21 protein-coding genes are annotated in these 23,844 nt (G+C 61.5%); 10 read left to right on the top strand and 11 right to left on the bottom strand.

Annotated elements, in window-relative coordinates; all coding sequences use genetic code 11:
- Positions 1 to 12: 12 nt before the first annotated feature.
- Together ACR0MM_RS04290 and ACR0MM_RS04285 are read right to left on the bottom strand one after the other, a co-directional pair.
- Positions 13 to 771, bottom strand: coding sequence for a DsbA family protein (locus ACR0MM_RS04290; protein ID WP_480694604.1), 759 nt, complete (start codon positions 769 to 771; stop codon positions 13 to 15).
- Positions 768 to 2,150: a M48 family metalloprotease gene (locus tag ACR0MM_RS04285; RefSeq protein WP_093962364.1), complete on the bottom strand. Its 1,383-nt coding sequence runs from the start codon at positions 2,148 to 2,150 to the stop codon at positions 768 to 770. The genes ACR0MM_RS04290 and ACR0MM_RS04285 overlap by 4 nt, the downstream gene beginning before the upstream one ends.
- Between ACR0MM_RS04285 and ACR0MM_RS04280 the strand changes: the two genes are divergently transcribed.
- The 3 genes from ACR0MM_RS04280 (at position 2,149) to ACR0MM_RS04270 (ending at position 7,183) form a co-directional block, all read left to right on the top strand.
- Positions 2,149 to 3,312 (top strand): pyridoxal phosphate-dependent aminotransferase, encoded by a 1,164-nt coding sequence (locus ACR0MM_RS04280; protein WP_480694602.1) that lies wholly within the window; start codon positions 2,149 to 2,151, stop codon positions 3,310 to 3,312. The genes ACR0MM_RS04285 and ACR0MM_RS04280 overlap by 2 nt on opposite strands.
- Positions 3,313 to 3,377: 65 nt before the next feature.
- Complete coding sequence (locus ACR0MM_RS04275; RefSeq protein WP_480694600.1) at positions 3,378 to 4,598, top strand: N-acetylmuramoyl-L-alanine amidase; 1,221 nt, start codon at positions 3,378 to 3,380, stop codon at positions 4,596 to 4,598.
- Between the two features lie 95 nt (positions 4,599 to 4,693).
- Positions 4,694 to 7,183 carry a penicillin-binding protein 1A gene (locus ACR0MM_RS04270; protein WP_170363263.1) on the top strand — a complete coding sequence of 830 codons (2,490 nt, stop codon included), beginning with the start codon at positions 4,694 to 4,696 and terminating at the stop codon, positions 7,181 to 7,183.
- Here the strand turns inward: ACR0MM_RS04270 and ACR0MM_RS04265 are convergent.
- Entirely contained in the window at positions 7,177 to 8,010 is an 834-nt protein-coding gene (locus ACR0MM_RS04265; RefSeq protein ID WP_480694598.1) for an aminoglycoside phosphotransferase family protein, read from the bottom strand. The two genes, ACR0MM_RS04270 and ACR0MM_RS04265, sit on opposite strands and share 7 nt — an antisense overlap.
- Before the next feature lie 78 nt (positions 8,011 to 8,088).
- On the opposite strand from ACR0MM_RS04265, the gene prfB reads away from it, so the two are divergent.
- The 3 genes from prfB (at position 8,089) to ACR0MM_RS04250 (ending at position 11,550) form a co-directional block, all read left to right on the top strand.
- Complete coding sequence (gene prfB, locus ACR0MM_RS04260; RefSeq protein WP_170338666.1) at positions 8,089 to 9,216, top strand: peptide chain release factor 2; 1,128 nt, start codon at positions 8,089 to 8,091, stop codon at positions 9,214 to 9,216.
- A 105-nt stretch (positions 9,217 to 9,321) separates the two neighbouring features.
- The gene (locus ACR0MM_RS04255; protein ID WP_480694596.1) at positions 9,322 to 10,722 is read left to right on the top strand and encodes an amidase; all 1,401 of its coding nucleotides are present in this window, start codon (positions 9,322 to 9,324) and stop codon (positions 10,720 to 10,722) included.
- 24 nt (positions 10,723 to 10,746) lie between these two features.
- Positions 10,747 to 11,550, top strand: a complete 804-nt coding sequence (locus ACR0MM_RS04250; RefSeq protein ID WP_480694594.1) for a DUF2189 domain-containing protein — start codon at positions 10,747 to 10,749, stop codon at positions 11,548 to 11,550.
- A 10-nt stretch (positions 11,551 to 11,560) separates the two neighbouring features.
- Here ACR0MM_RS04250 and ACR0MM_RS04245 read toward each other — a convergent pair whose 3' ends face one another.
- The 6 genes from ACR0MM_RS04245 to ACR0MM_RS04220 form a co-directional block, all read right to left on the bottom strand.
- Entirely contained in the window at positions 11,561 to 11,782 is a 222-nt protein-coding gene (locus tag ACR0MM_RS04245) for a hypothetical protein (RefSeq protein WP_170338672.1), read from the bottom strand.
- Complete coding sequence (locus ACR0MM_RS04240; RefSeq protein WP_170528837.1) at positions 11,779 to 12,936, bottom strand: aromatic ring-hydroxylating oxygenase subunit alpha; 1,158 nt, start codon at positions 12,934 to 12,936, stop codon at positions 11,779 to 11,781. Before ACR0MM_RS04240 ends, ACR0MM_RS04245 begins: the two co-directional genes overlap by 4 nt.
- A 111-nt stretch (positions 12,937 to 13,047) precedes the next feature.
- Entirely contained in the window at positions 13,048 to 13,764 is a 717-nt protein-coding gene (locus tag ACR0MM_RS04235; RefSeq protein WP_254429924.1) for a helix-turn-helix domain-containing protein, read from the bottom strand.
- Between the two features lie 278 nt (positions 13,765 to 14,042).
- Positions 14,043 to 14,603, bottom strand: a complete 561-nt coding sequence (ilvN, locus tag ACR0MM_RS04230) for an acetolactate synthase small subunit (protein ID WP_093962354.1) — start codon at positions 14,601 to 14,603, stop codon at positions 14,043 to 14,045.
- A complete protein-coding gene (locus ACR0MM_RS04225) occupies positions 14,600 to 15,856 on the bottom strand; it encodes a glycosyltransferase family 87 protein (RefSeq protein WP_170443027.1) in 1,257 nt (418 codons plus the stop codon). The genes ilvN and ACR0MM_RS04225 overlap by 4 nt, the downstream gene beginning before the upstream one ends.
- 64 nt (positions 15,857 to 15,920) lie before the next feature.
- Positions 15,921 to 17,672 (bottom strand): acetolactate synthase 3 large subunit, encoded by a 1,752-nt coding sequence (locus tag ACR0MM_RS04220; protein ID WP_480694591.1) that lies wholly within the window; start codon positions 17,670 to 17,672, stop codon positions 15,921 to 15,923.
- Between the two features lie 418 nt (positions 17,673 to 18,090).
- Between ACR0MM_RS04220 and ACR0MM_RS04215 the strand changes: the two genes are divergently transcribed.
- Entirely contained in the window at positions 18,091 to 18,936 is an 846-nt protein-coding gene (locus ACR0MM_RS04215) for a HalD/BesD family halogenase (protein ID WP_480694589.1), read from the top strand.
- A gap of 44 nt (positions 18,937 to 18,980) precedes the next feature.
- Positions 18,981 to 19,355 carry a bleomycin resistance protein gene (locus tag ACR0MM_RS04210; RefSeq protein ID WP_480694587.1) on the top strand — a complete coding sequence of 125 codons (375 nt, stop codon included), beginning with the start codon at positions 18,981 to 18,983 and terminating at the stop codon, positions 19,353 to 19,355.
- 30 nt (positions 19,356 to 19,385) lie between these two features.
- Here the strand turns inward: ACR0MM_RS04210 and ACR0MM_RS04205 are convergent, their stop codons facing one another.
- Positions 19,386 to 20,030 (bottom strand): response regulator transcription factor, encoded by a 645-nt coding sequence (locus ACR0MM_RS04205; RefSeq protein ID WP_170338171.1) that lies wholly within the window; start codon positions 20,028 to 20,030, stop codon positions 19,386 to 19,388.
- Complete coding sequence (locus ACR0MM_RS04200; protein ID WP_480694585.1) at positions 20,030 to 21,463, bottom strand: cache domain-containing protein; 1,434 nt, start codon at positions 21,461 to 21,463, stop codon at positions 20,030 to 20,032. The genes ACR0MM_RS04205 and ACR0MM_RS04200 overlap by 1 nt, the downstream gene beginning before the upstream one ends.
- 247 nt (positions 21,464 to 21,710) lie before the next feature.
- On the opposite strand from ACR0MM_RS04200, the gene ACR0MM_RS04195 reads away from it, so the two are divergent.
- Positions 21,711 to 22,793 (top strand): TRAP transporter substrate-binding protein, encoded by a 1,083-nt coding sequence (locus ACR0MM_RS04195; protein ID WP_093962346.1) that lies wholly within the window; start codon positions 21,711 to 21,713, stop codon positions 22,791 to 22,793.
- 124 nt (positions 22,794 to 22,917) lie between these two features.
- Positions 22,918 to 23,844, top strand: a complete 927-nt coding sequence (locus ACR0MM_RS04190; protein ID WP_170338177.1) for a TRAP transporter small permease subunit — start codon at positions 22,918 to 22,920, stop codon at positions 23,842 to 23,844.

Raw genomic sequence — 23,844 nt, 5'->3', positions numbered from 1 at the left:
GCCCCAGCTGCTTCAGCCGCGTTCAGCCCGCACACCGTCAGCGATCTGTTTCATCTGATCTGCAGGCAGGAAGCCCCGCAGCATCTCGGTGCCCAATACAAAGGATGGGGTGCCCGAAATCCGCATGCGCTGTGCCAATGCCCGCGTCTTGGCAATTTCTTCGGTTACTTCGTCGCTGTCCATCGCCGCAAGGATGGCGTCACTGTCCAGTCCCAGCCCGTCCGAGATGCGGCGCAGCGTCACTTCCGAAGGCTCGCCCGTGAATTCCAGCAGGGCGTCATGGACTTGCTTGTACGCGTCATCCCCGGCGACCTGCTTGGTGGCGATGGCAAAGCGCGACGAAAGAACCGACGCATCGCCCAGAATTGGGAACTCCTTGATGATCAGGCGGATGTTGCCATCCTCGGCCAGCAGCGCGTCCACTTCGGGGACCGCGCGGCGGCAGTATCCGCAACGGTAATCCATGAACTCGACCAGGGTGATGTCGCCGTCCGGGTTGCCACCGACCCAGCTATAGCCGTCATTGAACAACTCGTCGGCGTTTTCTGCGATCAATTGCTGGTCGGCCTGTGCTTCGGCCGCAGCGTTGCGTTGCTCAAGGATGTTGATCGCCTCGAGAATGACTTCGGGATTTTCAAGGAGGTATTCCCGCACTTGCGCGCCGAACTCTGCTCTTTCGGATTCGGTCATCGAAGACAGATCCAGCGCATTGGCCGGACCGGCAACCAGGGAAAGCCCCAGAAGGGCAGGTGCTGCGTGTCTGAGGATCATTTCCGGTTCCTTTTCGATTTCTCAGCTTGTTCTGCGGCAATCAGCACATCCTGTGCCCGTTGCCAACCCGTCGAGCCTTCGGGCAACTGACCGATGGCTCTTCTTGCGTGAATGCCGGCATCCAGGAGACGCCCCTCAAGAGCGAAACGTTCGGCAGTGACGGCGGATGCCATACCGTTGTTGCCGACCTTTGAATAGGCCATTCCCAGATCCTGCATCAGGCGGCCGTTCCGGTAGTCCCGGGCGCGTGCGCTTTCCAGCACCTGCAGGGCCTTTGTCGTCTGTCCGTCAGCAAGCAGGGCGCGCCCGTAGCCTGCCATGATCAATGCGTCGGTCGGAGCCAGCTCGGACGCCTTGGCATAGGCCGTGACCGCCTCCGAGACCCGAAGGTTCTCCAAAAGGATCTGCCCCTTCAGTTCGTGATAGAACGGATCGTCAGGGCGGATGGCCAGCGCACCATCGATGGCTGCCCGGGCAGCCGAAAGGTTGCGGTTCTGATGATGCGCGGCGGCCTCGCGCATCAGGCGAATATCCTGCGCCGTTTCTTCCTTGGCCCTTCGCAGGGTCCAGCCGGGAGAGCGCAGAAACGCGGACAGCTTGCCCTTGACCCGCGCAAACCAGTAGTCGGCATTGGGGTTAGATTTCGCCCGATCCCCGAACTGGTAGAGAAATTCCTCGGCAGCGCGCAGGCGTTCACGGCTGGTCGGGTGCGAGCGCATATAGGGATCCTGATTGATCTCGCTCAGCAATTCCTGGCCTGCGAATTTGCGGTGCAGTTCGACCATGCCAATGGGCGAAATCTCGGCCCAACGCAGGTAGCTGGCGGCGCTGCGATCCGCCGAGGATTCTTCGGCCCGCGTATGGCCCAGAAAACTGCGGATTGCGGCCCCTTGGGTGCCAGCGGCAATGCCCGCGGCGGCCTCTCCGCCGCCCGCAGCGGCGGCAATCAGAGCCAGCGCGGTACCGAAACCGGCCGCGCGTTGAGCGGCCCGAAGGTTCTCGGCCCGGCGGGCGAGGTGCCCGTTGGCGATATGCGCCGCCTCATGCGCGATCACGGCCTGCAGCATCTCGGGGCTGTCGACCGTCAGGATCAGTCCGTGGTTCAGGTAAATCGTGTTGTAGTCGATGACGAACGCGTTGAACGTGCCGTCCTTGACGACCATCACCCGCACGCGGTTGGTGTTCAGGCCGGCGGCGCGCAAGATCGGAAAGGCCAGTTCGCGCAGCCCGTGTTCGATATCGGGGTCGCGGATCAGGCTTTGCGCGTGGCTTTGCGCGGTCGACGCCATCCACAGCGTCACCGCCAGCAGAATTGCCGGGATTGACGCCAGCCGGGATCCGCGTTCAAAAGCCATGGTCGCAACATGGGAGATGGGCATGCGAAACTCAACCCGGTCGGGCGTTGATCCCTTCATCGTGATGGACGTGATGGAGGCCGCGCGCCGCGCTGAAGAGGCCGGGCGCCACATCATCCACATGGAGGTCGGCCAACCCGGAACCGGCGCCCCGCAAGGCGCGCTGGAGGCGCTGGCCGACGCGATGCGGCAAGGCCCGCTGGGCTATACCGTCGCGCTGGGTCTGCCGGCGCTGCGGCAACGCATCGCACGGATGTACGGCGAATGGTACGACGTCGACCTGAACCCCGAGCGGGTGGTGATCACTCCCGGATCCTCGGGCGGATTCCTGCTGGCCTTCACTGCGCTGTTCGACAGCGGCGACCGGGTGGGGATCGGCGCGCCGGGCTATCCCTCCTATCGGCAGATTCTGCGGGCGCTGGGTCTGGTGCCGGTCGATCTGCCGACCGCGCCGGAAAACCGCCTGCAACCCGTGCCACAGGACTTTGCCGGGCTCGACCTGCAGGGGCTGATGGTGGCCTCGCCCGCGAACCCGACCGGAACCATGCTGGACCACGCCGCCATGGGTGCGCTGATCGAGGCCGCGCGGGGGCAGGGGGCCTCGTTCATCAGCGACGAAATCTATCACGGGTTGGAATACGAGGCCAAGGCGGTCACTGCGCTGGAACTGACCGACGAGTGCTATGTCATCAACTCGTTTTCCAAGTATTTCTCGATGACCGGCTGGCGCGTCGGCTGGATGGTGGTGCCGGAAGATCAGGTGCGCGTTGTCGAGCGCATCGCCCAGAACATGTTCATCTGCGCGCCCCATGCCAGCCAGGTCGCCGCGCTGGCCGCGATGGATTGCGAAGACGAACTGCAGGGCAACCTGGCCGTCTATCGCCGCAACCGCAACCTGATGCTGCAGGGCCTGCCCGAGGCCGGGTTCACCAACATCGCGCCACCCGACGGGGCGTTCTATGTCTATGCCGATGTCTCGGACCTGACCCAGGACAGCCGCGCCTTTGCCGCCGAGATCCTGGACAAAGCCGGCGTCGCCGTGACGCCGGGGCTTGATTTCGACCCGGTGCGCGGCCACACGACCCTGCGCTTTTCCTACGCCCGGTCGACCAAGGACATTGAACAGGGCCTTGAACGGTTGCGCAGCTTCATGGCGGATCGCCGGACGGCGCAGAAGTCGGCCTGAGGCGTTCACAAACCGGCCACGCTGCGATAGGCTCCTGCCAAACGATCTCGGGAAAACTTGAGGCCATGAGCAGGATCTTCTTCGTATGTGCGCTGATTTGGGCGCTGGCCGGAGCCGTTTGGGCGCAGGAATTCAACGCCTTGGCGCGGGTCCTGCCCGAGCAGAGCCGGATCACTGACGGCAAGGGTGCGGGGGTGACGCTTGAGCTGGGGCTCAGTCAGGGCGTCCCGTATCGCGTTTTCACGCTTCGAGACCCGTACCGTATGGTCATCGATTTCCAGGAAGTCGACTGGAGTGGCCTTGACCGGGCCAAGCTGTTGCAGACCCGTCGGATCAGCGGGGTCCAGTTCGGCGCCTATGTGCCCGGATGGTCCCGGATGGTGCTGGATCTGGGGGCGCCCTTGGCCGTCGATACGGCGGCCATGCGCGTGGACCCCGACAGCGGGGCCGCGGTTCTGACGCTTAATCTGAAAGGTACGGATTTCGACAGTTTTGCCGCCAGCGCGGGTGCGCCGCGCAATCCGGGCTGGGATTTGCCTGCACCTGCTGTCATGCCCCCGGTTGTGCCGCGAGATGGCGAACGACCACTGCGCGTGATGCTGGACCCGGGACATGGTGGCATCGACCCCGGCGCGGAATCGGGTGGTGTTAACGAAAAAAACCTGATGCTCACGTTTGCGCGCGAACTGCGGGAACACTTGCTGCGCGCCGGCGGATACGAGGTCGTGATGACCCGGGTGGACGATCACTTCGTGTCGCTCGAACGCCGAATATCCCTAGCCCATCGGGCCAGCGCCGATGTGTTCATTTCGTTGCACGCGGATGCATTGTCCGAGGGGCAGGCTCATGGGGCCACTGTCTATTTCCTCTCCGATGAGGCCTCGGACGTGGCCAGCCAGAAACTGGCCGAGCGGCACGACCGCAGCGACCTGATCGCGGGTATCGACCTGAGCGGCTCGGACGACCAGATCGCCGACGTTTTGCTGGACATGGCACGGCAGGAGACCCAGCCGCGCTCGGAAGCTTTGGCCCATGCGCTGGCGCACGGCATGGGGCAGCAGGGCGGCCCCATGAATCGGCGCCCGATCCGCAGTGCGTCGTTTTCCGTCCTCAAGGCAGCCGACATTCCCTCGGTTCTGGTCGAGATCGGATTCATCTCCAGCCCCAGAGACCTGAAAAACCTTGTAAATCCCGAGTGGCGCATCGGAATGGCGCAGGGAATTCACCAAGGCCTTGAAGCCTGGCGCCAGCAGGATCTGATCCGCCGCGGCTTGATTGGGCAGTGACCCTGCGGCGCAAAGTGGCTAGAATGCGCCCGTGTGTTTTGACCCTTGGGTGCAGCGACACTATATAGGCGTCACCGCGAACAAAAGGCAGCAACGTGATCCGGTTCATTCTTTCGATTTTCGGGGCGGTTTTCAGCCTCGTCACCTTGGGTATTTTCATGGTCGCGCTGGTGATTGGCGCGGTCTTCTGGATGTATGGCCGCGACCTGCCCAGCCACGAGTCGCTGGCCCAGTACAAACCGCCCACCATCAGCCGTATCTATTCGGGCAAGGGTCAACTGATCGACGAATTCGCGCAGGAGCGCCGTCTGTTCACCCCGTCCGAGGAAATCCCGGACCTCGTGAAGCACGCGTTTATCTCGGCGGAAGACAAGAACTTCTATTCACATCAGGGGTACGACCCGCGCGGGATCATCGCAGCCGGGATCGAAGCGGTCCAGTCCAAGGGCGAGACCCTGCGCGGCGCGTCGACCATCACCCAGCAGGTGATGAAGAACTTCCTGCTGTCCGGCGACCGGCGGGTTGAACGCAAGATTCAGGAAATCATTCTCGCGACCAGGTTGGAAAAAACGCTGAACAAGGAACAGATCCTTGAGCTGTATCTCAACGAGATCTTCCTTGGCCAAAACTCCTACGGCGTGACCGCCGCTGCGCAGACGTATTTCAACAAGACTTTGCAGGAACTGGCCCCGCATGAGGCCGCGACGCTGGCTGCGATGCCCAAGGCGCCTTCGGACTATCACCCGGTGCGCCAGAAACAGCGTCTGTTGGATCGCCGCAACTACGTGCTGCGCGAGATGTATCAGAACGGATATATCGATCAGGCAACCTATGAGACTGAAGTGGCGCAACCGCTGCGTTCGGTTCAGAACGGTGATTTCGAAAGCTTCCGCACCGCACTGCCACCGCGCGACTATTTCACCGACGAAATCCGCCGCCAGCTGAGCGAGGACTTCGGCGAGGGTGAGTTCTTTACCGGTGGTTTCACCGTCCGGGCCTCGGTTGACGAGGAGATGCAGGTTGAAGCCGCACGCGCCCTGCGCGAGGCGCTTCAGAAATATGACCAGTCGCGCGGCAAGTGGCGCGGCACGGGTGAAACCATCCCCGAGGAAAAACTGGCAGACGAAGCGCAGTGGCGCGAAGCTCTGGCGATCATGGAAATTCCGCGCGACGTGGTGCTGCCCACGCAATGGTACCCCGCGGTGGTGCTGGATGTGGCCGATCAGCAGTTGACGGTGGGGATCGAGAACGGTCCGGCTGACGGCATCATCCCGCGCAGCGACATCAAATGGATGCAGGGTGACTTCAAGGCAAACTTCAAACGCGGCGACGTGATCCTGGTCGTCGCCGGGGAAGAGGGCCAGTGGTCCGCCCGTCAAGTTCCCGAGGTCCAAGGCGGCTTCGTGGCGATGGATGTGAACTCGGGCCGCGTTCTGGCGATGCAGGGCGGGTTCTCGTACCAGGACTCGGTGTTCAACCGGGCAACCCAGGCGCAGCGCCAACCGGGATCGGCCTTCAAGCCTTTCGTCTATGCGGCAGCACTGGACAGTGGCTACAGCCCAGCGACCATCGTCGTAGACGCCCCGATCGAGGTGAACACACCGCAGGGCTTGTGGACCCCGAAGAACTCGACCAACAAATTCTACGGGCCGACGCCCCTGCGCACCGGGATCGAGCAGTCGCGAAACCTGATGACCATCCGACTGGCGCAAGAGGTTTCGATGCCGGTGGTTGCGGGATACGCGGAGCGGTTCGGTGTGTATGACAACATGGGTCCCTACCTGGCCAATGCGCTGGGGGCCGAGGAGACGACGCTCTACAAGATGGTGGCGGCCTATGCGATGTTCGCCAACGGCGGCGAGCGGGTCGAACCGACTCTGGTCGACCGGATCCAGGACCGGTTCGGCAAAACGATCTATCGGCATGATGACCGGCAGTGCCTGGATTGCAATTCCAGCTGGCTGGAGCCCGATGCCTCACCCACGATCGTGACCGACCGAGAGCAGGTGATGGATGCAATCACGGCTTATCAGCTGACGTCGATGATGAAGGGCGTGGTTGATCGCGGCACCGCGTCTCGTGTGGTCAATCTGCCGGTTCCGACGGCTGGCAAGACCGGTACGACCAACGAATCCAAGGACGCCTGGTTCATCGGCTTCACCTCGAACATCGTTGCCGGGTGCTACATCGGGTATGATCGCCCGCGCCCGATGGGGCGGGGTGCTTACGGCGGTACGCTGTGCGGCCCGGTCTTCCAGAGCTTTATGGAAAAGGCCGTCGAGAAATACGGTGGCGGTCCGTTCGAAGTCCCGCCGGGTGGGCAGTTCATCAAGATCGACCGTTTCAGCGGTGCCCGTCTGCCGGATGACGCATCGGGTGACTATGTGGTGGCCGAGTATTTCCGTGATGGCGTCGACGGGTTCATCGACCGTGTCTATGACGGTGGTTTTGCGATGGGGTCCGATCTGCCGTTGTTCGAAGAAGTGACCAATGGCGGGCGCCAGGTCCAGACCTCGACCGGGCAGACCATCATCGTGGGGCCCAAGGCCAGCCAGGGCGATCTTCAGGGCGGCGGACTTTACTGATCTGCAGCGCTTAGAAACAGGCGCAGCAGATCGGCCTCCGGGTCACTCTCGACCGATCCGCCGGACCGCCAGCATATGGACAGGGCGCATTTGGCCGCCGCCCATCGGGCCAGACGCGCCCGCGAAACATTCATCGCCGCGGCGTACAGATTCAGGCACGCGGAAATCTGCCCGACTTCGCGCACAAGGTCCGGCATGCCTTTCGGGTGCCGCAGCGCATTTGCCAGTTCGAACGCCGGATCTCCGACATAACCCTTGGCATCGACCACGCGCGGGCCGGACGCAGTCAGGATGACATTGTCGGGGTGCAGGTCTCCATGCAGGGGGAGATGCACGGGCTGCGTCTGCAGCAAATCCTGAGCCAAAGCTATGGCGCGCCGCATATCGGTTTGCAGGGGCCGCGTACATTGATCGGCAAATCCGACGTCGAAAAGCGGTGCAAACACTTGCTCCAAAGGCCTCAGCCCGCTCACTTCGACAATCGGATCAGCATGCAGGTTCCGCGCCGTTTCAGCCAGTAGTGTCAGGGCGTCGGCCACGTTGCCTGCCCGTGCAAGATCGCCGAGGGTCGGACCCTCGAGCCACTCCATCATGACCGCCCGGCGGCCCTCGGCCAGGATCGCGACGGCGCCCCGGTTGCGCCAGGCAGCCAGCAGGCGGCATCCCGGCGCCTCGTTGCCCCGATCGGCACGGCGATAGAGTTTGAGCGCGACTTCAGACCCGTCCTCACGTTTGGCCCGCCAGACACGCGCCGCGCCGGTATCCACCACCAGCCGCGGGTCGGCCAGATGCCATTTCTTCAGGAACTGCTCCGGTCCGTGCTGCATTTGCCTTTCGGGTCATCTTGTGGTGGCCTGAACCTCTTGCTATCACGCAGGCCTGATTGAGCAAGTTGGGACCTGACCATGCGCGCCGAAATCCAGAACATCGTGGCCGAGATCCAAAAATCGCTGGAGCTGCTGGCCCAGCGTATGGACTATGAAACCGCGCCGCACCGGCTGGAGGAGTTCAACGCCCGCGTCGAGGATCCCAACCTGTGGGACAACCCCGAAAACGCGCAGAAGCTGATGCGCGAACGGCAGGTTCTGGTCGATGCGATCGAGACCTACGAGTCGATCAAGACTGATCTGAACGACAACATCGAACTGATCGAACTGGGCGAGATGGAGGGCGACGAAGAGGTCGTCAAGGATGCCGAAGAGGCCCTGAAGAAACTGCGCGACAAGGCGGCCGAAAAAGAGCTCGAGGCGCTTCTGGACGGCGAGGCCGACGCCAACGACACCTTCCTTGAAATCAACGCGGGCGCCGGGGGCACCGAAAGCTGCGACTGGGCCTCGATGCTGGCGCGGATGTATGTCCGCTGGGCCGAGAAAAAGGGCTACAAGGTCGAGCTGCAGTCGGAAACTCCGGGCGAAGAGGCCGGGATCAAGTCGGCGGCCTACAAGATCTCGGGCCATAACGCCTATGGTTGGCTGAAGTCCGAAAGCGGCGTGCACCGGCTGGTCCGCATCTCGCCCTATGACTCGGCGGCCAAGCGGCACACGTCGTTCAGCTCGGTCTGGGTCTATCCGGTGGTGGACGACAATATCGAGATCGAAGTGAACCCGGCCGATATCCGCGTCGATACCTACCGGTCCTCGGGGGCGGGCGGTCAGCACGTCAACACCACCGACTCGGCGGTGCGGATCACCCACATCCCGACCGGCATCGTGGTGACCAGTTCGGAAAAATCGCAGCACCAGAACCGCGACATCGCCATGAAGGCGCTGAAATCGCGCCTGTACCAGATGGAACTGGACCGCCGCAACGCCGAGATCAACGCCGCGCACGAAGCCAAGGGCGATGCCGGCTGGGGCAACCAGATCCGGTCCTATGTCCTGCAGCCCTATCAGATGGTCAAAGACCTGCGCACCAGCTACGAGACGTCGGACACCAAAGGGGTCCTGGACGGTGATCTGGATGCATTCATGGCAGCCACTCTGGCCCTCAAGGTCTCGGGCAAAAGCCGGGCCGAGGCGCAGTCGGACGACTGATGCCGCGCAGTTGAACTGCGTGGAAAAGATATATCCAAAACACCGGGTTTAAATGCACACATGGGGTCGCTAGGCTGAGCGCAAGCAAAGCCCGGACGTAACCCCATGAACCTAAGCGATACTTCAGCCGCTGATCTTCTCGAGAAACTCGCGACAGGGCATTTGTCAGCCGCTGAGTTGATGCGCGCGACGCTCGACCGGATTGCCCAGGTGAACGGGCAGGTCAATGCAATCGTCGCGCTGCAGGACGAGGATGTGCTTATGGCACAAGCCCGGGCCGCCGACGAAAAGTCGGGCCGCGGGCCGCTTCATGGGCTTCCGATTGCCGTCAAAGACCTGGTCAATGTGGCTGGCATCGCGTCGACCCAGGGGTCGCCGGTTTTTCGCAATCACGTCCCAGCCGTCGACGACCTGATCGCAGCACGGTTGCGGGCTGCCGGGGCTATCCTGATCGGAAAGACGAACACACCGGAGTTCGGGTTGGGCTCGCACACCTTCAATCCGGTCTATGGCGCAACCCGGAACCCATACGATCCGGCCCGATCCTGCGGTGGGTCGTCGGGTGGCGCAGCGGTGGCCTTGGCCACTGGGATGGTCGCGCTGGCGGATGGGTCGGACATGATGGGCAGCCTGCGCAATCCGGCCGCGTGGAACAACGTGTACGGTTTCCGGCCCAGCTGGGGCCGGGTTCCCTCGGAACCACAGGGTGATTTGTTCCTGCACCAGCTCTCGACCTTGGGACCGATGGCCCGCAGCCCGCAGGATATCGGACTATTGCTGGATGTGATCTCTGGCCCCGATCCGAGGCAGCCTTTGAGCGTTCTCTGCGAACCCGTCACCCCATTGTCTGTCGAAAGCCTGGAGGGGATGCGGATCGGATGGCTGGGCGATTGGGGCGGCGCATTCCCGACTGAGGAAGGGATTTTGACCCAATGCAGCAACGAGTTGGCGATTTTTGAGGGACTTGGCGCAACCGTCGAGGACGTACCGCCGCCCTTCGATGCCGAACGCCTGTGGAACAGCTGGATCACCCTGCGGTCGTGGAGCGTAGCAGCAAGTCTGCTGCCCTTGGCCGACCGGAAAGACGTCCTGAAGGACACCGCGCAATGGGAGTTGGAGCGGGGTCTGGCCCTGACGGCGATGGAGGTCCACGCAGCCAGCGTCATCCGTTCGGATTGGTACCGTCGGGCGGTTGAACTGTTTGCGGAGTATGATGCGCTGGTGTTGCCGGCAGCTCAGGTGTGGCCGTTCCCTGTGGATCAGCCGTATCCGCGCAGCATTGGTGGGGTCGCGATGGACACCTATCATCGTTGGATGCAGGTGGTCACACCGGTCAGCCTGATTGGTCTGCCCTGCCTTTCGATACCGGCGGGGTTTGGCCCCGGAGGGCTGCCGATGGGAATGCAACTGTTCGGGCCGCGCGGCAGCGACGCGCAACTGTTGGCTTTGGGGGCCGCCTATCATGCCGTGACGCATTGGCCGCAAAAACGCCCGGCCATGGCCTGAGGGCAAGGGGAGGAGAAACGGAACATGGAAAAGCCATTCGGAGTGCCAACGCTGAAACCGGCGGATATCGGCATGTTGCGCACGGCTCTGCATCGCGCCTGGCAGGATTATCGCCGCGCACCGGTCTTTGGCCTGCTGTTCGGCGGCTTCTACGTTCTGATCGGGTGGTTGATGGCCTGGGTAACCGTGCAAACGGGCACCTCGTTCTGGCTGGTGCTGGCTGCCATCGGCTTTCCGCTGATCGGACCGTTCGCCGCCGTGGGTTTGTACGAGGTGTCGCACCGGCTCGAGCGGAATGAGCCTTTGGACTATGGCGCCATCTTCGGTGTCGTGATCCAGCAGAGCCGCCGTCAGTTGCCGTCGATCTGCGCGATCATCGTCGTGATGTTTCTGTTCTGGTTCTTTCTCGGCCACATGATCTTTGCGCTGTTCATGGGGCTGTCGACAATGACAAACGTGTCGTCATCGCTTGAGGTGTTTCTGACACCCAACGGTCTGGCCATGCTGGCTGTCGGCACTGCTGTAGGCGCGATCTTTGCCATCCTGCTTTACATGATCACCGTGTTGTCGATCCCGATGCTGCTGGACCGGGAACTCGACTTCGTCACCGCCATGATCTCGAGCTATGCATATGTCAGCGTGAACAAGCGGGTCATGCTGGGCTGGGGTGCCTTCATTGCGGTCACGACCTTTGTCGCCATGGTGCCCTGGTTTTTGGGATTGCTGATCGTGTTGCCTCTGTTCGGCCATGCCAGCTGGCACCTGTATCGGCAGATCACCGAAGACGACGCAGCGGCAGCGCCGGTTGTCGAAGCGGCCCAAGCCTAGGTTCTCGGGGTCAGGAATCGGGCACTTCGCGGCCCATGTCGACCAGCATCTGACGCAGACGTCCCGCGCCGGGCAGGTTGGCTTCAAGCGCATGGACATAGGCGTGGGTCAGAAAAAAGCTCCGGGCGTCGTCGTCCTGCTGGCTGGCGGCGGCCAATTCGTACAATTCAGCCAAAGCCGTGATGTCACCCGCCGCATGCGCCTGCAGAAGGCGGGTGTGCAGGTCGGTCATTCAGCGGCCAGTTCGTTGCGATGTGCCATCAATCGCTGCGCCACCCAGTCGTGGAACAGATGGGTCGGCCCGTCCATCGCCGGCGAGAAATGACCGCCGTCAAACCCCGGCGCCGCGCGGCCACGCTGCATCCCTTCGACGACGAACACATCCTCTTCAAAGACCACTTTCCACTGCTCGGCATTGCGGGCGCGCAGATCCGCATCGGTATCCGGCGCCGAATAGAACAGGTGGATGTGCTCCGAGGTCCGGTTCTGGGCCTCGGGCCGCAGAATGATGGCGAAGGCGTGGTCCCGGTGCACGCCCAGCAGCACGTTGGGGAAGGCGGCAATGTATTCGGCTGCGGTGTCCCATTTCTCGCTGAGACCTTCGAAATCGGGAAAAACCCGACCGTCCTCAGTTTTCAGTTGCCGATAGACCAAGGTTCCCTGACCTGAATAAAGGCCGGGCTCCTGGATGTGATAGTGATCCTCAAGCCGCGAGTAACTGTTCAACCCGGGATGCACCCACGGCAGGTGATAGCTTTCACAGTAGTTCTCGACCGCCAGCTTCCAGTTGCAATTGACGTCCAACCGAAAGGAACTTTCCGGGCCGCCGTGGTACAGCGGCTTGTCGAACTCGGCCCAACGCTCGATCAGCCTGGCGTTGGCATCCTCGAACGTCGGCGCGTCGCCCGAGACGTTGATCCAAACCACGTCGCGCCAGATATGGCTGCGCACCTCGATCAGGCCGAGTTCCGATTTGCTGACCGCGTCATGTGCGTTCTGGCCCGGGCCGCCCACATGCGGCGTGGCGACCAGCCGGCCTTCGGTGGAATAGCACCAGCTGTGATAGGGGCAGCGAATGGCGCCTTCGATCTTGCGGGGCTCTCCGACCAGGATCATGCCGCGGTGACGGCAGATATTCTGAAACACACGGACCGTACCGGAACGGTCACGCAGCAACAGGAGCGGAATACCCATGAACTCCAGCGGAACCGCGTCACCGGGCTCGGGGACATCGGCGGTGACCGCGAGACCGGCCCAGCCATCCAGCAGCAGGGCGCGAGTTTCTTCGGCGTGCAGGGCAGGGTCCGTATAATGTGCGTTGGGCAGGCCCAGAGCGGTTTCAATGCTCTGACGAACAGCCGACAGTTCGGTTGGGGTGCTGGCCATCTGGTTCTCCTCGCTTCTCCACCAGCCTAGGCATCCGGGGCCAGCCCTCGCTTACACTTCTGCGACTCCGGCTTTTCTCACAACGACATGCACGGGAGTTTGGGCGGTTTCCTATGTCCGGCGCGCAAGTCTTGCTGCCTCCAGCGTTGCCCGGAAATCGTGGCCCAGATGGCGGATTTCCAATCTGTAGATGTGCGGAGTAGCCGCAGAGTGCTCCATGCACGAACCGATCCAGACGCCGTTGCCATCGGTCATGTCCTTGCGGATCACCATCGTCTTGCTGTCACGACCAGCCTCGCGCGACAAGACTGCGTAGATATTGGGTCCGGCGCAGGCGGCGAAGCCACGAAGTTCACGGCCCGTGGCGGAACGCGTACCGGCCATGGCCGGCGGCAGGAAGCCGCGCAGGACAGCACACTGATGCAGGTGCCGGGTTTGAACCAGCCAATGATGGGCGCGTGGATCGGCTTCGCCGCCATGTTGCGTCACAAGATAGACGCCGCTTGGAAACGTGTCCTCGGTCAAGGCTGCCAGTCCGGGCCGAAGGAACTGGACCACGCTTTCGGGCAGGTCACAGCGCCGGGGCGCGGGGATTTCCTCAAGCGGTTTCAGCAGAATGCGGGCGTCCACGTCAAAGAACCGGCAGATCCGGTCCAGAACGTCCGGGCGTGGAAAACTCTCGCCAGAAAGATACCGGTTGAACTGCGTGCGGTTGACACCCAGCTGTCTGCACAGTTCGGCGACCGAAGGATAGCGGTCGGCAAGTTGCCTGAGATTCGCCCCCAGCATGCTGCGCAGCTCGGCGGGCGTGCGAGTGTCTACGGCCATGTCTCACTCTGGTTTGCAACGGTTCGGGAAACACGACCGGAGCGGCCAGAAAGGCCGGTCGCCAGTCAAGAAATCGTAAAATTGACCCCATGGAACACGCAGTTTGCTTGTTCTGGTCCAAGCGTAACGCGCTCAGGCGCGAACGCAATAGGCATTAAGCCCATTTGTATGGTCTTTTTCCTGTCAGTGCTCAGTTGCGCACCTGCAGGAAACGATCCGACAACGCAAAACGCCCCGTCAACGAGGGCGACGGGGCGTTTTGATGGGTTCGCGAAAAATCAGTTGCCGCGCAGCAGGGCCGCGACACCTGTTCGTGCAACCTCGACAGAGCCCAGCGGGCGCATCAGGTCGGCGAATGCATCGATCTTGTCCGGCGCGCCGGTGATTTCGAAGATGAACGAATTCAACGTGCTGTCCACGACATTGGCCCGGAAAATGTCGGCAAGGCGCAACGCTTCGACCCGCTTGTCGCCTTCGCCAACGACCTTGATGATCGCCAGTTCCCGTTCGACCGAAGGGCCTTCGACTGTCAGGTCATGCACGTCATGCACCGGGACGATACGGCCCAGCTGAGCCTTGATCTGTTCGATCACCTGCGGTGTACCGGTGGTGACGATCGTGATGCGGCTGAGGTGTCCGGTATGGTCAACCTCGGCCACGGTCAGGCTTTCGATGTTGTAGCCGCGCCCCGAGAACAGCCCGATGACCCGGGCTAGAACCCCCGGTTCGTTTTCGACCAAAACAGCAATCGTGTGGCGTTCCTGCACGTCCGAGAAGGTCGGGCGCAGGTTGTAAGCCGAGTGGCGGGTGGAACCTTTTCGGATCTTGAGTGCAGTCATTGGAAGACCTCATCGTTGGCAGAGGAATAGTCTGGCGCCCGCAGCCGTTGAACAACGGCACCGATGCAAACCAGACAGGAAAGATACAAAAGCGGTGCAAAAAGCAGGCGGATCGAGATGTCGGCCTCGCCGCGGAACAGAAAGGCGAAGAAAGCGGGGGCGGCACCCAGCCACATCGCTCCGGCCAGCGCCAGGCCCCATGGGCTGTTCGTCAATACACCTGCGCGCAAGAGGAATAGTCCCGCAGCGGAGATCAGAGCAGATTCGTAGAACCACAGGTATGGGGTGGACAGCATAACCGCCAGCGCCAGCACCGCGGCTCGCAGGTCAAAACCGATCCGGGGGCTGCGCCATGTGATCGTGACCATGATGGCCGCGCAGGCTGTGATCGTCCACTGAACGGCCAAGGCGACAGGCTCGGGCAGCCCAAAGCTGGCGAGCGTCGAATAGGGGCTAAGCATCAGATTGTTTTCGACGATGGTTTCACGCACCACCGAAAAGTGGACCGCCATCATGTTGCGCATTTCCAGCCAGTATTCCGGACCGTAGAGCGCGGTCGCCAATCCCGAGATAACCAGGGTCGTGACGCCGGCCGAAATGATGGTCGGCCACGCCCGGCACGCCAGCAAAGCAAAGGGGATCAGGATGCCCAGCTGAGGTTTGAGCGTCAGAAGGCCGATAAAAAAGCCGGCAAGTACCAAACGTTGGTTCTTGAGCGCTGCAAGTGCCGCCAGCAAACCGGCCATCCACAGGGCTGCGGTCTGCCCCATGAACAGGGTCGGCAATATCGCGGGTGGCAGCGCAAATGCGAACCAGACCGGTGTGATGCCTTCCGCGAACGGCCGGGCGGCGAATATCATCGCGACGATCGACGCGATCGAGAAGACCAGCCAGGCAATGGGGAAGGGAAGGGCGCCCAAGGGTTGCAGCGTTGCAAGAAACGCCGGCGGGTAAGACCAGGGCATCCAGTCATCTTCCTTGATGACGTTGTGCATGGCGGTCAGGCTGTCGACACTGAAAGCCGACAGAGGCTCACCCAGATGGGCCAGACGTCCGGCGGCCCAGAAGACCCGAAAGTCGATCGGAAAGCCGGCGCTGCCATTGGCCGCGATCTCGCTCCAGCTGAGGCCGAGCCAGATGACAAAGACCCCAAGCACCAGCGCAGGGACAAGAATGCCCAACTGCCAGCCGCGACGCCCCGCAAAAATCTGCAGGTTCTCGCGTGGAGATGTCTGAGTGGGGATGCCGGGCATGTTCCGTCCTATCCTGTGTGCGTCCATCAGGGCCAACAGCGTGGCCCTGTGTCCGCAAGCAATATCAAACCAGCACCGCGCCGCCAGCCTGAATGACACCCTTCGTTTCGGCCTCGCCCAGCAGCATCTCGTTATGGGCCTTGCCCGACGGGATCATGGGGAAGCAGTTCTCGTGCTTTTCCACCAGACAGTCAAAGATCACCGGACCGTCGTAATTGATCATCTCCATGATCGCGTCATCCAGATCGGCGGGGTCTTTGCAGATGATCCCCTTGGCCCCGAAGGCCTCGGCCAGCTTGACGAAATCGGGCAGGGCCTCGGACCACGAATGCGAGTAGCGTTCGCCGTGCAGCAGTTCCTGCCACTGGCGCACCATGCCCAGGCGTTCGTTGTTCAGGATAAACTGTTTCACCGGCAGGCGGTATTGGACGGCGGTGCCCATCTCCTGCATGTTCATCAGCCAACTGGCCTCGCCCGCGACGTTGATCACCAGCGCGTCCGGGTGTGCCATCTGCACCCCGATCGAAGCCGGGAAGCCATAGCCCATGGTGCCCAGCCCGCCCGAGGTCATCCAACGGTTGGGGTCTTCGAACCCAAGGAATTGCGCGGCCCACATCTGGTGCTGGCCCACCTCGGTACAGACATAGCGATCGTGGTCCTTGGTCAGCGCCTCGAGCCGTTCCAGCGCGTATTGGGGTTTTATCGCCTTTTCGCTGTTGGTGTAGGCAAGGCAGTTGACCTTGCGCCAGTCCGAGATCTGGGCCTGCCACTTGACGATCGCTTCGGTGTTGGTTTTGCGACCACGCGCCTTCCAGACCTTCAGCACGTCTTCCAGAACATGCGCCACGTCCCCCACGATGGGGATGTCCACCCGGATCACCTTGTTGATCGAGGACGGGTCGATGTCGATATGCGCCTTTTTCGACTTGGGCGAGAAGGCGTCGATACGCCCCGTGATCCGATCGTCGAACCTGGCGCCGACATTGATCATCAGATCACAGTCATGCATGGCCATGTTCGCCTCGTACAGACCGTGCATGCCCAGCATCCCGACCCAGTTCTTGCCCGATGCCGGATAGGCGCCCAGGCCCATCAGGGTCGAGGTGATGGGGAACCCGGTCGCGTCGACCAGCTCGCGCAGCAGTTGGCTGGCAGCGGGGCCTGAGTTGATCACGCCGCCGCCGGTGTAGAACACGGGCCGCTTGGCGGTTTCGATGGCGGCGACCAGTTCGGTGATCTCTTCGATGTCGCCCTTGAGCGCCGGTTGATAATGCGAGGTCGATGGTTTCGGCGCGTTGTATTTGCCGGTGGCAAACTGAACGTCTTTGGGGATGTCGATCAACACAGGACCGGGACGGCCCGCGGTGGCGACATGAAACGCCTCGTGCATGGTTTCCGCCAACGAGTTGGTGTCTTTGACCAGCCAATTGTGCTTGGTGCAGGGCCGGGTGATGCCCACCGTGTCTGCCTCTTGGAACGCATCCGAGCCGATCATGAACGTCGGCACCTGACCGGTCAGAACCACGATCGGGATCGAATCCAGAAGCGCGTCGGTCAGGCCGGTCACCGCGTTGGTCGCGCCGGGCCCCGAGGTCACCAGTGCGACACCGGGTTTGCCGGTTGAACGGGCGTAGCCCTCGGCGGCATGTATCGCGCCCTGTTCATGCCGAACCAGGATGTGACGGATGTCATTTTGCAGAAAGATCTCGTCATAGATCGGTAGCACAGCGCCGCCGGGGTATCCGAATACCGTGTCCACGCCCTGATCCTTGAGGGCCTGGACCACCATCTTTGCGCCGGTCATCTCACGTGTCATCTGCTTTGCTCCGTTCGCGACATGTGTCTTGCGTTTGACAAAAAAAAGCCCCCGAAGTTTCGGAGGCGCATGGGTTCGATTATGGCTTACCGTTACCGGCCCATGCGCGTGGTTCCTACGATTACGACTAGCGTTCTCATCGCCAGAGGCTCCTTTTTGCGTGGGGCAGACATTATGGGCGGCGCGAAGGGGCGTCAACAGGCAATCTGGCCAATTTCCTGACTCTGATGTCGAATTTTGCGACATTTTGTTGCGCAGATTGCCGCATGTGGAGAAATTTCCGGAAATACTGGCCGGGTTTTGCCGAGTTCCCAGCGTTGGTCGAGGTCAGAATGCGTCAGAGCGATGTCTGAAACGGGCATGATGCGGGGTCCGGGCTGGGTCAGGCTGGGGCTGCGAACAAGTCAGGGAGGACGGCATGCTGGTGGATCTGGTGGACCTCGGGCGCTATCCGATCGATCGTCCGAATTCGGCGGCCTATGATCGGTTGATCGATGACATTCGTCGTGACCTCGACAAGGATGGTTGCGCAGTTTTGCCCGGATTTGTCCACGAAGACGGGTTGGGTCAGTTGCTGACCGAAGCCGAAGCCGTCGCGCCGAGCGCGCATCGCAGTTTCAACCGGACCAACGCCTATTTCACCAAGGACGATCCCCGCTTTGGTATCGCCCACCCGATCCGTCGGTTCTATGACCGGTCGAACGCCTTTGTTCCGGCCGACAATTTCCCGTCTAACAGTCCCCTGCGCAGAATCTACGAGTTCGAAGGATTTCTGCCCTTCATCCGCGAAGCGCTGAATGAACCCGCGGATCGGTTCTTTCGCTACGATGATCCATTGGCGGATGTGATCATCAACGTGGTCGAAGAGGGGCAGGGCTTTCCGTGGCATTTCGACACGAACAACTACACGGTTACTCTGGCGATCCAGAATGGCGAGCAAGGCGGCGCCTTTGAATACGCGCCGAACCTGCGCACCGCTGAGGAGGAGAACTTTGACAAGGTGGCCTCGGTTCTAGACGGCAATATGGGAATGGTACGCCAGTTGGAGCTCAATCCCGGTGATCTGCAGATCTTTCGGGGGCGCTATTCCTTGCATCGCGTGGCGCCGGTGTCGGGTGCACGGCCGCGCTACGTGGGGATATTCTCCTTTGTCGAGGCCGAAGGCATGTGTGGCGGGGTCGAGCGTACTCGGCAGCTCTATGGCCGTGTACTGCCGTGCCATCGCGACAGGGAGGGGTTGCGAAACGATGAGCTTCTGGACTGACCCGTGCTAGGGTGGAGCAGTCAGATCCTGCCAGGGAGTGCAAGGTGCCACGTATTCTTCAGCTGACCCCTTTCGTCCTGTGTTCCTCGCTGAGCCGGCAAATTGCATTCTACTGCGATCGTCTGGGTTTCGCGTGTGGGTTCACGCAAGACAACTATGCTTTTCTCAGGCTTGCCCCGGTTGCAATTCGCCTGCTGGAATGCCCGCCGCGCGCGGATGGCTTGCCGCTGGGCCACGAGCAATCCTTCTATATCGATGTCGAGGATATTGACGATTTGTTCGAAAGCCTGCGTCCCAAACTCGAAGAACTCCCCGAAGGGCGGGTTCGTGCGCCATTTGATCAGCCATATCAACAGCGAGAGTTTCACGTTCTGGATGAGGACGGCACGCTGATCTTTTTCGGCGAAGGAATCCGTTGAAGCGCGGAAGGTGCGCTGATGGCGCGGCCGTCAGAAGGCCACGCCGGTTCCTTGCAAAACGCCATGTTCCAGCGCGTATCGGGTCAGGCCGGCAGTTGATGAGATGCCCAGCTTGCGCTTGATGTTTTTGCGATGGGTTTCGACCGTGCGAACCGAGATATCCAGCGCCAGCGCGACTTCCTTGTTCGACTTGCCCTGCGCCAATTCCAGAAGGATCGTCTGTTCACGCCCGGTGAGCGCTTCGCGCGCCGCATCCTCTTTCGGTTCCAGCGATCCGATCGCCCCGGTGCACAAATAGCGCTCTCCACGCATGACCGCGTCTATGGCCTGCTTGATTTCGTCAGTCGGCACATCCTTGAGAACATAGCCCTTGGCCCCGTGGCTCAATGCGGTCGAGATGTATTCCGGGCTGTCATGCATCGACAGAATGAGAATGCGGGTGTCGGGCAACCGTTCGAGGATCAGTTCAGTGGCGCTGAGCCCCCCGAGCCCCGGCATGTTCAGATCCATCAGGATGACATCGGGCTGCAGGCGCGCGGCCTGATCCACCGCGTCACGGCCATTGCCCAACGTGCCGACGACCTTGATGTCGTCAAAACTCTCGAGGATCGACTGGATGCCCTCGGCGACCATGGGGTGATCGTCGACGATAAGGACTCGGATCGTTTCGGTCATCAGGAACCGGCCTTTCCTTTGGGTGTCGCGTCTTCCTGCGGCGGCAACAGGTGGCTCAGCGGCAGGCTGACTTCGATCACTGTACCACTTTGTGCGCCGCGTGATGACAGGATACGCAGGGACCCGTCAAGCTGTTCTATGCGCTCTTGCATGTTGCGCAGCCCGATCCCGGTGCTGACCCGGCCCGGTCGTGACCGAAGGCCACGGCCGTTGTCGGTGATGCGCATGGTCGCGCCCTTCTTGTGGCCGCGCAGGTCGATCGTGACGCGGGTTGCGCCAGAATGGCGTTCGATATTCGTCAGCGCCTCTTGCGCGATACGGTAGAGGGCAATCTTGCTGTCCTGGTCCAGACGATTGCGGAACACGACGGTCGAGAACTCGGTCTCGATCCCGGTCCGTTCGCGGAAATCATCGGTCAGCGCCTTCAGGGCCGGGCCAAGGCCCAAGTCATCCAGAACTCCGGGCCGCAGGTCGCGACTGATGCGACGCACTTCGGTAATCGCGGTGCCCAAGTTGTCGATGCCCTTGTCCAGCGGCGCACGTGCGCCGTCATCATCGCCCTTGGACAGGCGCCGCCGGGCATTGTCCAGCGCATAGCGCACCCCGACCAGGATCTGGCTGATCCCGTCATGCAGTTCACGCGCCACGCGGCCGCGCTCTTCCTCCTGCGCGTCGATGACCCGCTTGGTCAGTTCCTTCAGCTTGGCATCCGCAAGCCGGCGTTCGCGGATGTTCAACAGCATCCCCGAGGCGAAGACGATCAGAACCGCCGCCAGAACGATACCGCCGATATACAGGAACGTGCGTTGCACCCGCGCTTCGACCTCGGCGCGGGCATTTGCAACGGTGGCCACGATGTCGTCGATGAATACACCGGTTCCCACGGCCCAACGCCAATCCTGCAGGCCGACGACATAAGCGATCATCATCGCCTCTTCGCCGGTCGAGGGCTTCTGCCACATGAAACTGTGCCATCCGGCACCCTGCCGGGCCAAGCGGATGAACTCGTCGACGACCGGAACACCCTCGCTGTCCGTCAGGCCTTCCCAGTTCTGATTGATGAACTCGGTCTGGCGCGGGCTGACAAGGTTGTTGCCGTCATAATCATATACGAAGAAGAACCCGTCCTTTCCGTAAATCATCGCCGACAGGATCTGGGTCACCAGATTTTGGGCGACCTCGTCATCCGGAGACGCGCGTCCGTAGATGTATGCGAACCCGTTTCGGGCCTGTGTCACGTAATTGCGCAGCTCTTCCTTCTTGGCCTCGATCAGCCGACGCTCCAACGCCTTGATCTCGCGTTCAGCAGTCGCGCGGGATTCGTAGGCCACCATGACCGCGATTGCGGCCACGGCTACGACCAGCGGAATGGCCGCCACCAGCGACAGCTTCTGAGCGTAGGTCAGTGAAAGCAGAGCGCGGAGTTTCCCCATGGTCGAATCGATACGCAAGCGGGGATGAAATTGCAAAGAGATTGGGCATTCCGGCGCTCGGAACGCCCGGAACTCGCGGTTTGCGGGTCGAAATGAGCCCGGGAATTGCGCGTTCCGCAGAAAAAACCATCTGATCTACGTAGTAATAGGTATTCCTTTTCAAACGGCCATCATTAGGGTGACGCTACCGTAAACGACTGGCTCGGGCGCTGCCCGAGTCGTGACTATGAAGGGGAGGAATACTCTTATGGATCGTCGTAAGTTTCTAAAGACATCGGCACTGGGCGGCTCGGCCGCAGCGGCAACCGCACTGGCGGCACCTGCCTATGCGCAGGGTAAGCGCACGCTGACCATGGTTACCTCGTGGGGCCGCGGTCTGGCTGGCGTGTTCGACAGCGCGCAGCGTTGCGCCGACAGCATCACAGCAATGTCCGACGGCAACCTGACCGTCGACATCAAGGCAGCGGGCGAACTGGTGGGCGCGTTCGAAGTGTTCGACGCGGTCTCGTCGGGTCAGGCTGACATGTATCACGCCGCTGACTATTACTTTGTCGGTCAGCACCCGGGCTATGCGTTCTTCACCGCCGTTCCGTTCGGAATGACCGCGCAGGAACTGGTGAACTGGTACTATTTCGATGGCGGCATGGAGCTGCATGACGAACTGGGCCAGATCTTCGGCCTGAAATCGTTCCTGGCAGGCAACACCGGTGCGCAGGCCGGCGGCTGGTACTCGAAAGAGATCAACAGCCCCGAAGACTTCAACGGCCTGAAGTTCCGTATGCCGGGTCTGGGCGGCAAGGCGCTGGGCAAGCTGGGCGCATCGGTTCAGAACATTCCGGGTTCGGAAGTGTATCAGGCGCTGTCCTCGGGTGCCATCGACGGCACCGAGTGGATCGGTCCCTGGGCCGACGAAAAGGCCGGTTTCCAGGAGATCACCAAGATCTACTACACCGCCGGTTTCCACGAGCCGGGCGCAGGCCTGTCGCTGGCCACTAACCGCGACGTGTTCGAAAGCCTCTCGCCGGCGCATCAAAAGATCATCGAGATCGCTGCCGCCGAAGCGCACCAGTGGAACCTGGCACAGTTCCTGGCCAACAACGGCGCGGCGCTGCAGCGTCTGCAGGCCGGTGGCGTGAAGGTCATGGAATTCCCCGACAGTGTCTGGGATGCCTTCGGACAAGCCAGCCAGGAAGTTCTGGCCGAGAACATGAGCGACGAGCTGTTCAAGAAGATCCACGACAGCGCGATGGCATCGATGAAAGCTTCGTCGTCGTGGCTGAACATGTCGTCGGGCGTCTACACCGCGCAGCGCGACCGCGTTCTGGGCTAACTGGCCGTCTGGCAATCAAACGGTTTCCCCGCCACGTGCGGGGAAGCCTTTCCTGTTGCAGATGCGCGGATCGCACGGTTTTCCGCTATAATCAGCGTCGCAACCAACGGGACCTGGGGACATTATGCAGGACGAAAACGGTATCTCGTTCTTCGGCGCCCTGTGGAACGGACTGGTCTGGTTCGTTCAGAGCATCGCCGAAGCCTTCTATAATTTCGGATACGCCATCACGCATCCGCAGCTGTGGCTGAACTGGTCGGACAAAGAAGCAATCATGCGCTTTGTCTACTACGGCGGGTCGGTCGAGTTCTTTTTCGTGGTCTTCACGATCTTCCTCGTGCTGACCGCGATCGGGCTTTACTTCCGTGGCTTCATGTGGGGCATGGTGCGCGTTTTGGAAGGGTTCGCCAACACGACCGGGCGTTTCTTTGCCTGGGCGGGCCTGCTGATGGTGATCCAGCAAATCGTCATCGTATTCATGCAGCGCGTGTTCGCGCGGCCTGACATGGCGTTTGGTCTGGGTATCCCGTTCCAGATGGATATCAGCTGGTACGCCGAAGAGCTGAAGCTGTACAACGCGCTCGTCGTCTGCCTGTGCTGCACCTACACCTTCGTGCAGGGCGGCCACGTCCGCGTGGACCTCGTTTATGCCGGCATTTCACACCGGGCCAAGCGCGTGGTCGACATGCTGGGCTCGATCCTTTTCATGATGCCCATCGCCGTGCTGACCTGGATGTATGGCTGGTACTTCATGTGGCGTCACCTGATCGTGCCGAAGCCCTCGGCCAGCGACACGCTGGACCGGCTGGTGATGAAATCCCGCGCGCTGCGCTGGAACGTAGAAACCATCGGCTTCAGCCCCAACGGCTTCAATGCCTACTTCCTGTTCAAGATCCTGCTTGTGGCCTTTGCCGCGATGGTGTTCCTGCACGCGATCGCGTTCTTCTACCGGTCCTATCTCGAATATGTCGAAGGCCCGGAAAGCGCTGGAAAATACCTCGACAAGGACAGCCTTGGCGAGGGTGAAGAAGCCTACGAAGGCACACATTAA

The organism is Ruegeria sp. BC6 (assembly GCF_056539185.1).
The sequence above is the reverse complement of the archived record's forward strand: the minus strand, read 5'-3'. Positions and strand labels throughout refer to the sequence as shown.

Coding starts and splice junctions, on each gene's coding strand:
- ACR0MM_RS04290 (WP_480694604.1), bottom strand. CDS start 771: ATGATCCTCAGACACGCAGCACCTGCCCTTCTGGGGCTTTCCCTGGTT.
- ACR0MM_RS04280 (WP_480694602.1), top strand. CDS start 2,149: ATGCGAAACTCAACCCGGTCGGGCGTTGATCCCTTCATCGTGATGGAC.
- ACR0MM_RS04285 (WP_093962364.1), bottom strand. CDS start 2,150: ATGCCCATCTCCCATGTTGCGACCATGGCTTTTGAACGCGGATCCCGG.
- ACR0MM_RS04275 (WP_480694600.1), top strand. CDS start 3,378: ATGAGCAGGATCTTCTTCGTATGTGCGCTGATTTGGGCGCTGGCCGGA.
- ACR0MM_RS04265 (WP_480694598.1), bottom strand. CDS start 8,010: ATGCAGCACGGACCGGAGCAGTTCCTGAAGAAATGGCATCTGGCCGAC.
- prfB (WP_170338666.1), top strand. CDS start 8,089: ATGCGCGCCGAAATCCAGAACATCGTGGCCGAGATCCAAAAATCGCTG.
- ACR0MM_RS04255 (WP_480694596.1), top strand. CDS start 9,322: ATGAACCTAAGCGATACTTCAGCCGCTGATCTTCTCGAGAAACTCGCG.
- ACR0MM_RS04250 (WP_480694594.1), top strand. CDS start 10,747: ATGGAAAAGCCATTCGGAGTGCCAACGCTGAAACCGGCGGATATCGGC.
- ACR0MM_RS04245 (WP_170338672.1), bottom strand. CDS start 11,782: ATGACCGACCTGCACACCCGCCTTCTGCAGGCGCATGCGGCGGGTGAC.
- ACR0MM_RS04240 (WP_170528837.1), bottom strand. CDS start 12,936: ATGGCCAGCACCCCAACCGAACTGTCGGCTGTTCGTCAGAGCATTGAA.
- ACR0MM_RS04235 (WP_254429924.1), bottom strand. CDS start 13,764: ATGGCCGTAGACACTCGCACGCCCGCCGAGCTGCGCAGCATGCTGGGG.
- ilvN (WP_093962354.1), bottom strand. CDS start 14,603: ATGACTGCACTCAAGATCCGAAAAGGTTCCACCCGCCACTCGGCTTAC.
- ACR0MM_RS04225 (WP_170443027.1), bottom strand. CDS start 15,856: ATGCCCGGCATCCCCACTCAGACATCTCCACGCGAGAACCTGCAGATT.
- ACR0MM_RS04220 (WP_480694591.1), bottom strand. CDS start 17,672: ATGACACGTGAGATGACCGGCGCAAAGATGGTGGTCCAGGCCCTCAAG.
- ACR0MM_RS04215 (WP_480694589.1), top strand. CDS start 18,091: ATGCTGGTGGATCTGGTGGACCTCGGGCGCTATCCGATCGATCGTCCG.
- ACR0MM_RS04205 (WP_170338171.1), bottom strand. CDS start 20,030: ATGACCGAAACGATCCGAGTCCTTATCGTCGACGATCACCCCATGGTC.
- ACR0MM_RS04200 (WP_480694585.1), bottom strand. CDS start 21,463: ATGGGGAAACTCCGCGCTCTGCTTTCACTGACCTACGCTCAGAAGCTG.
- ACR0MM_RS04195 (WP_093962346.1), top strand. CDS start 21,711: ATGGATCGTCGTAAGTTTCTAAAGACATCGGCACTGGGCGGCTCGGCC.
- ACR0MM_RS04190 (WP_170338177.1), top strand. CDS start 22,918: ATGCAGGACGAAAACGGTATCTCGTTCTTCGGCGCCCTGTGGAACGGA.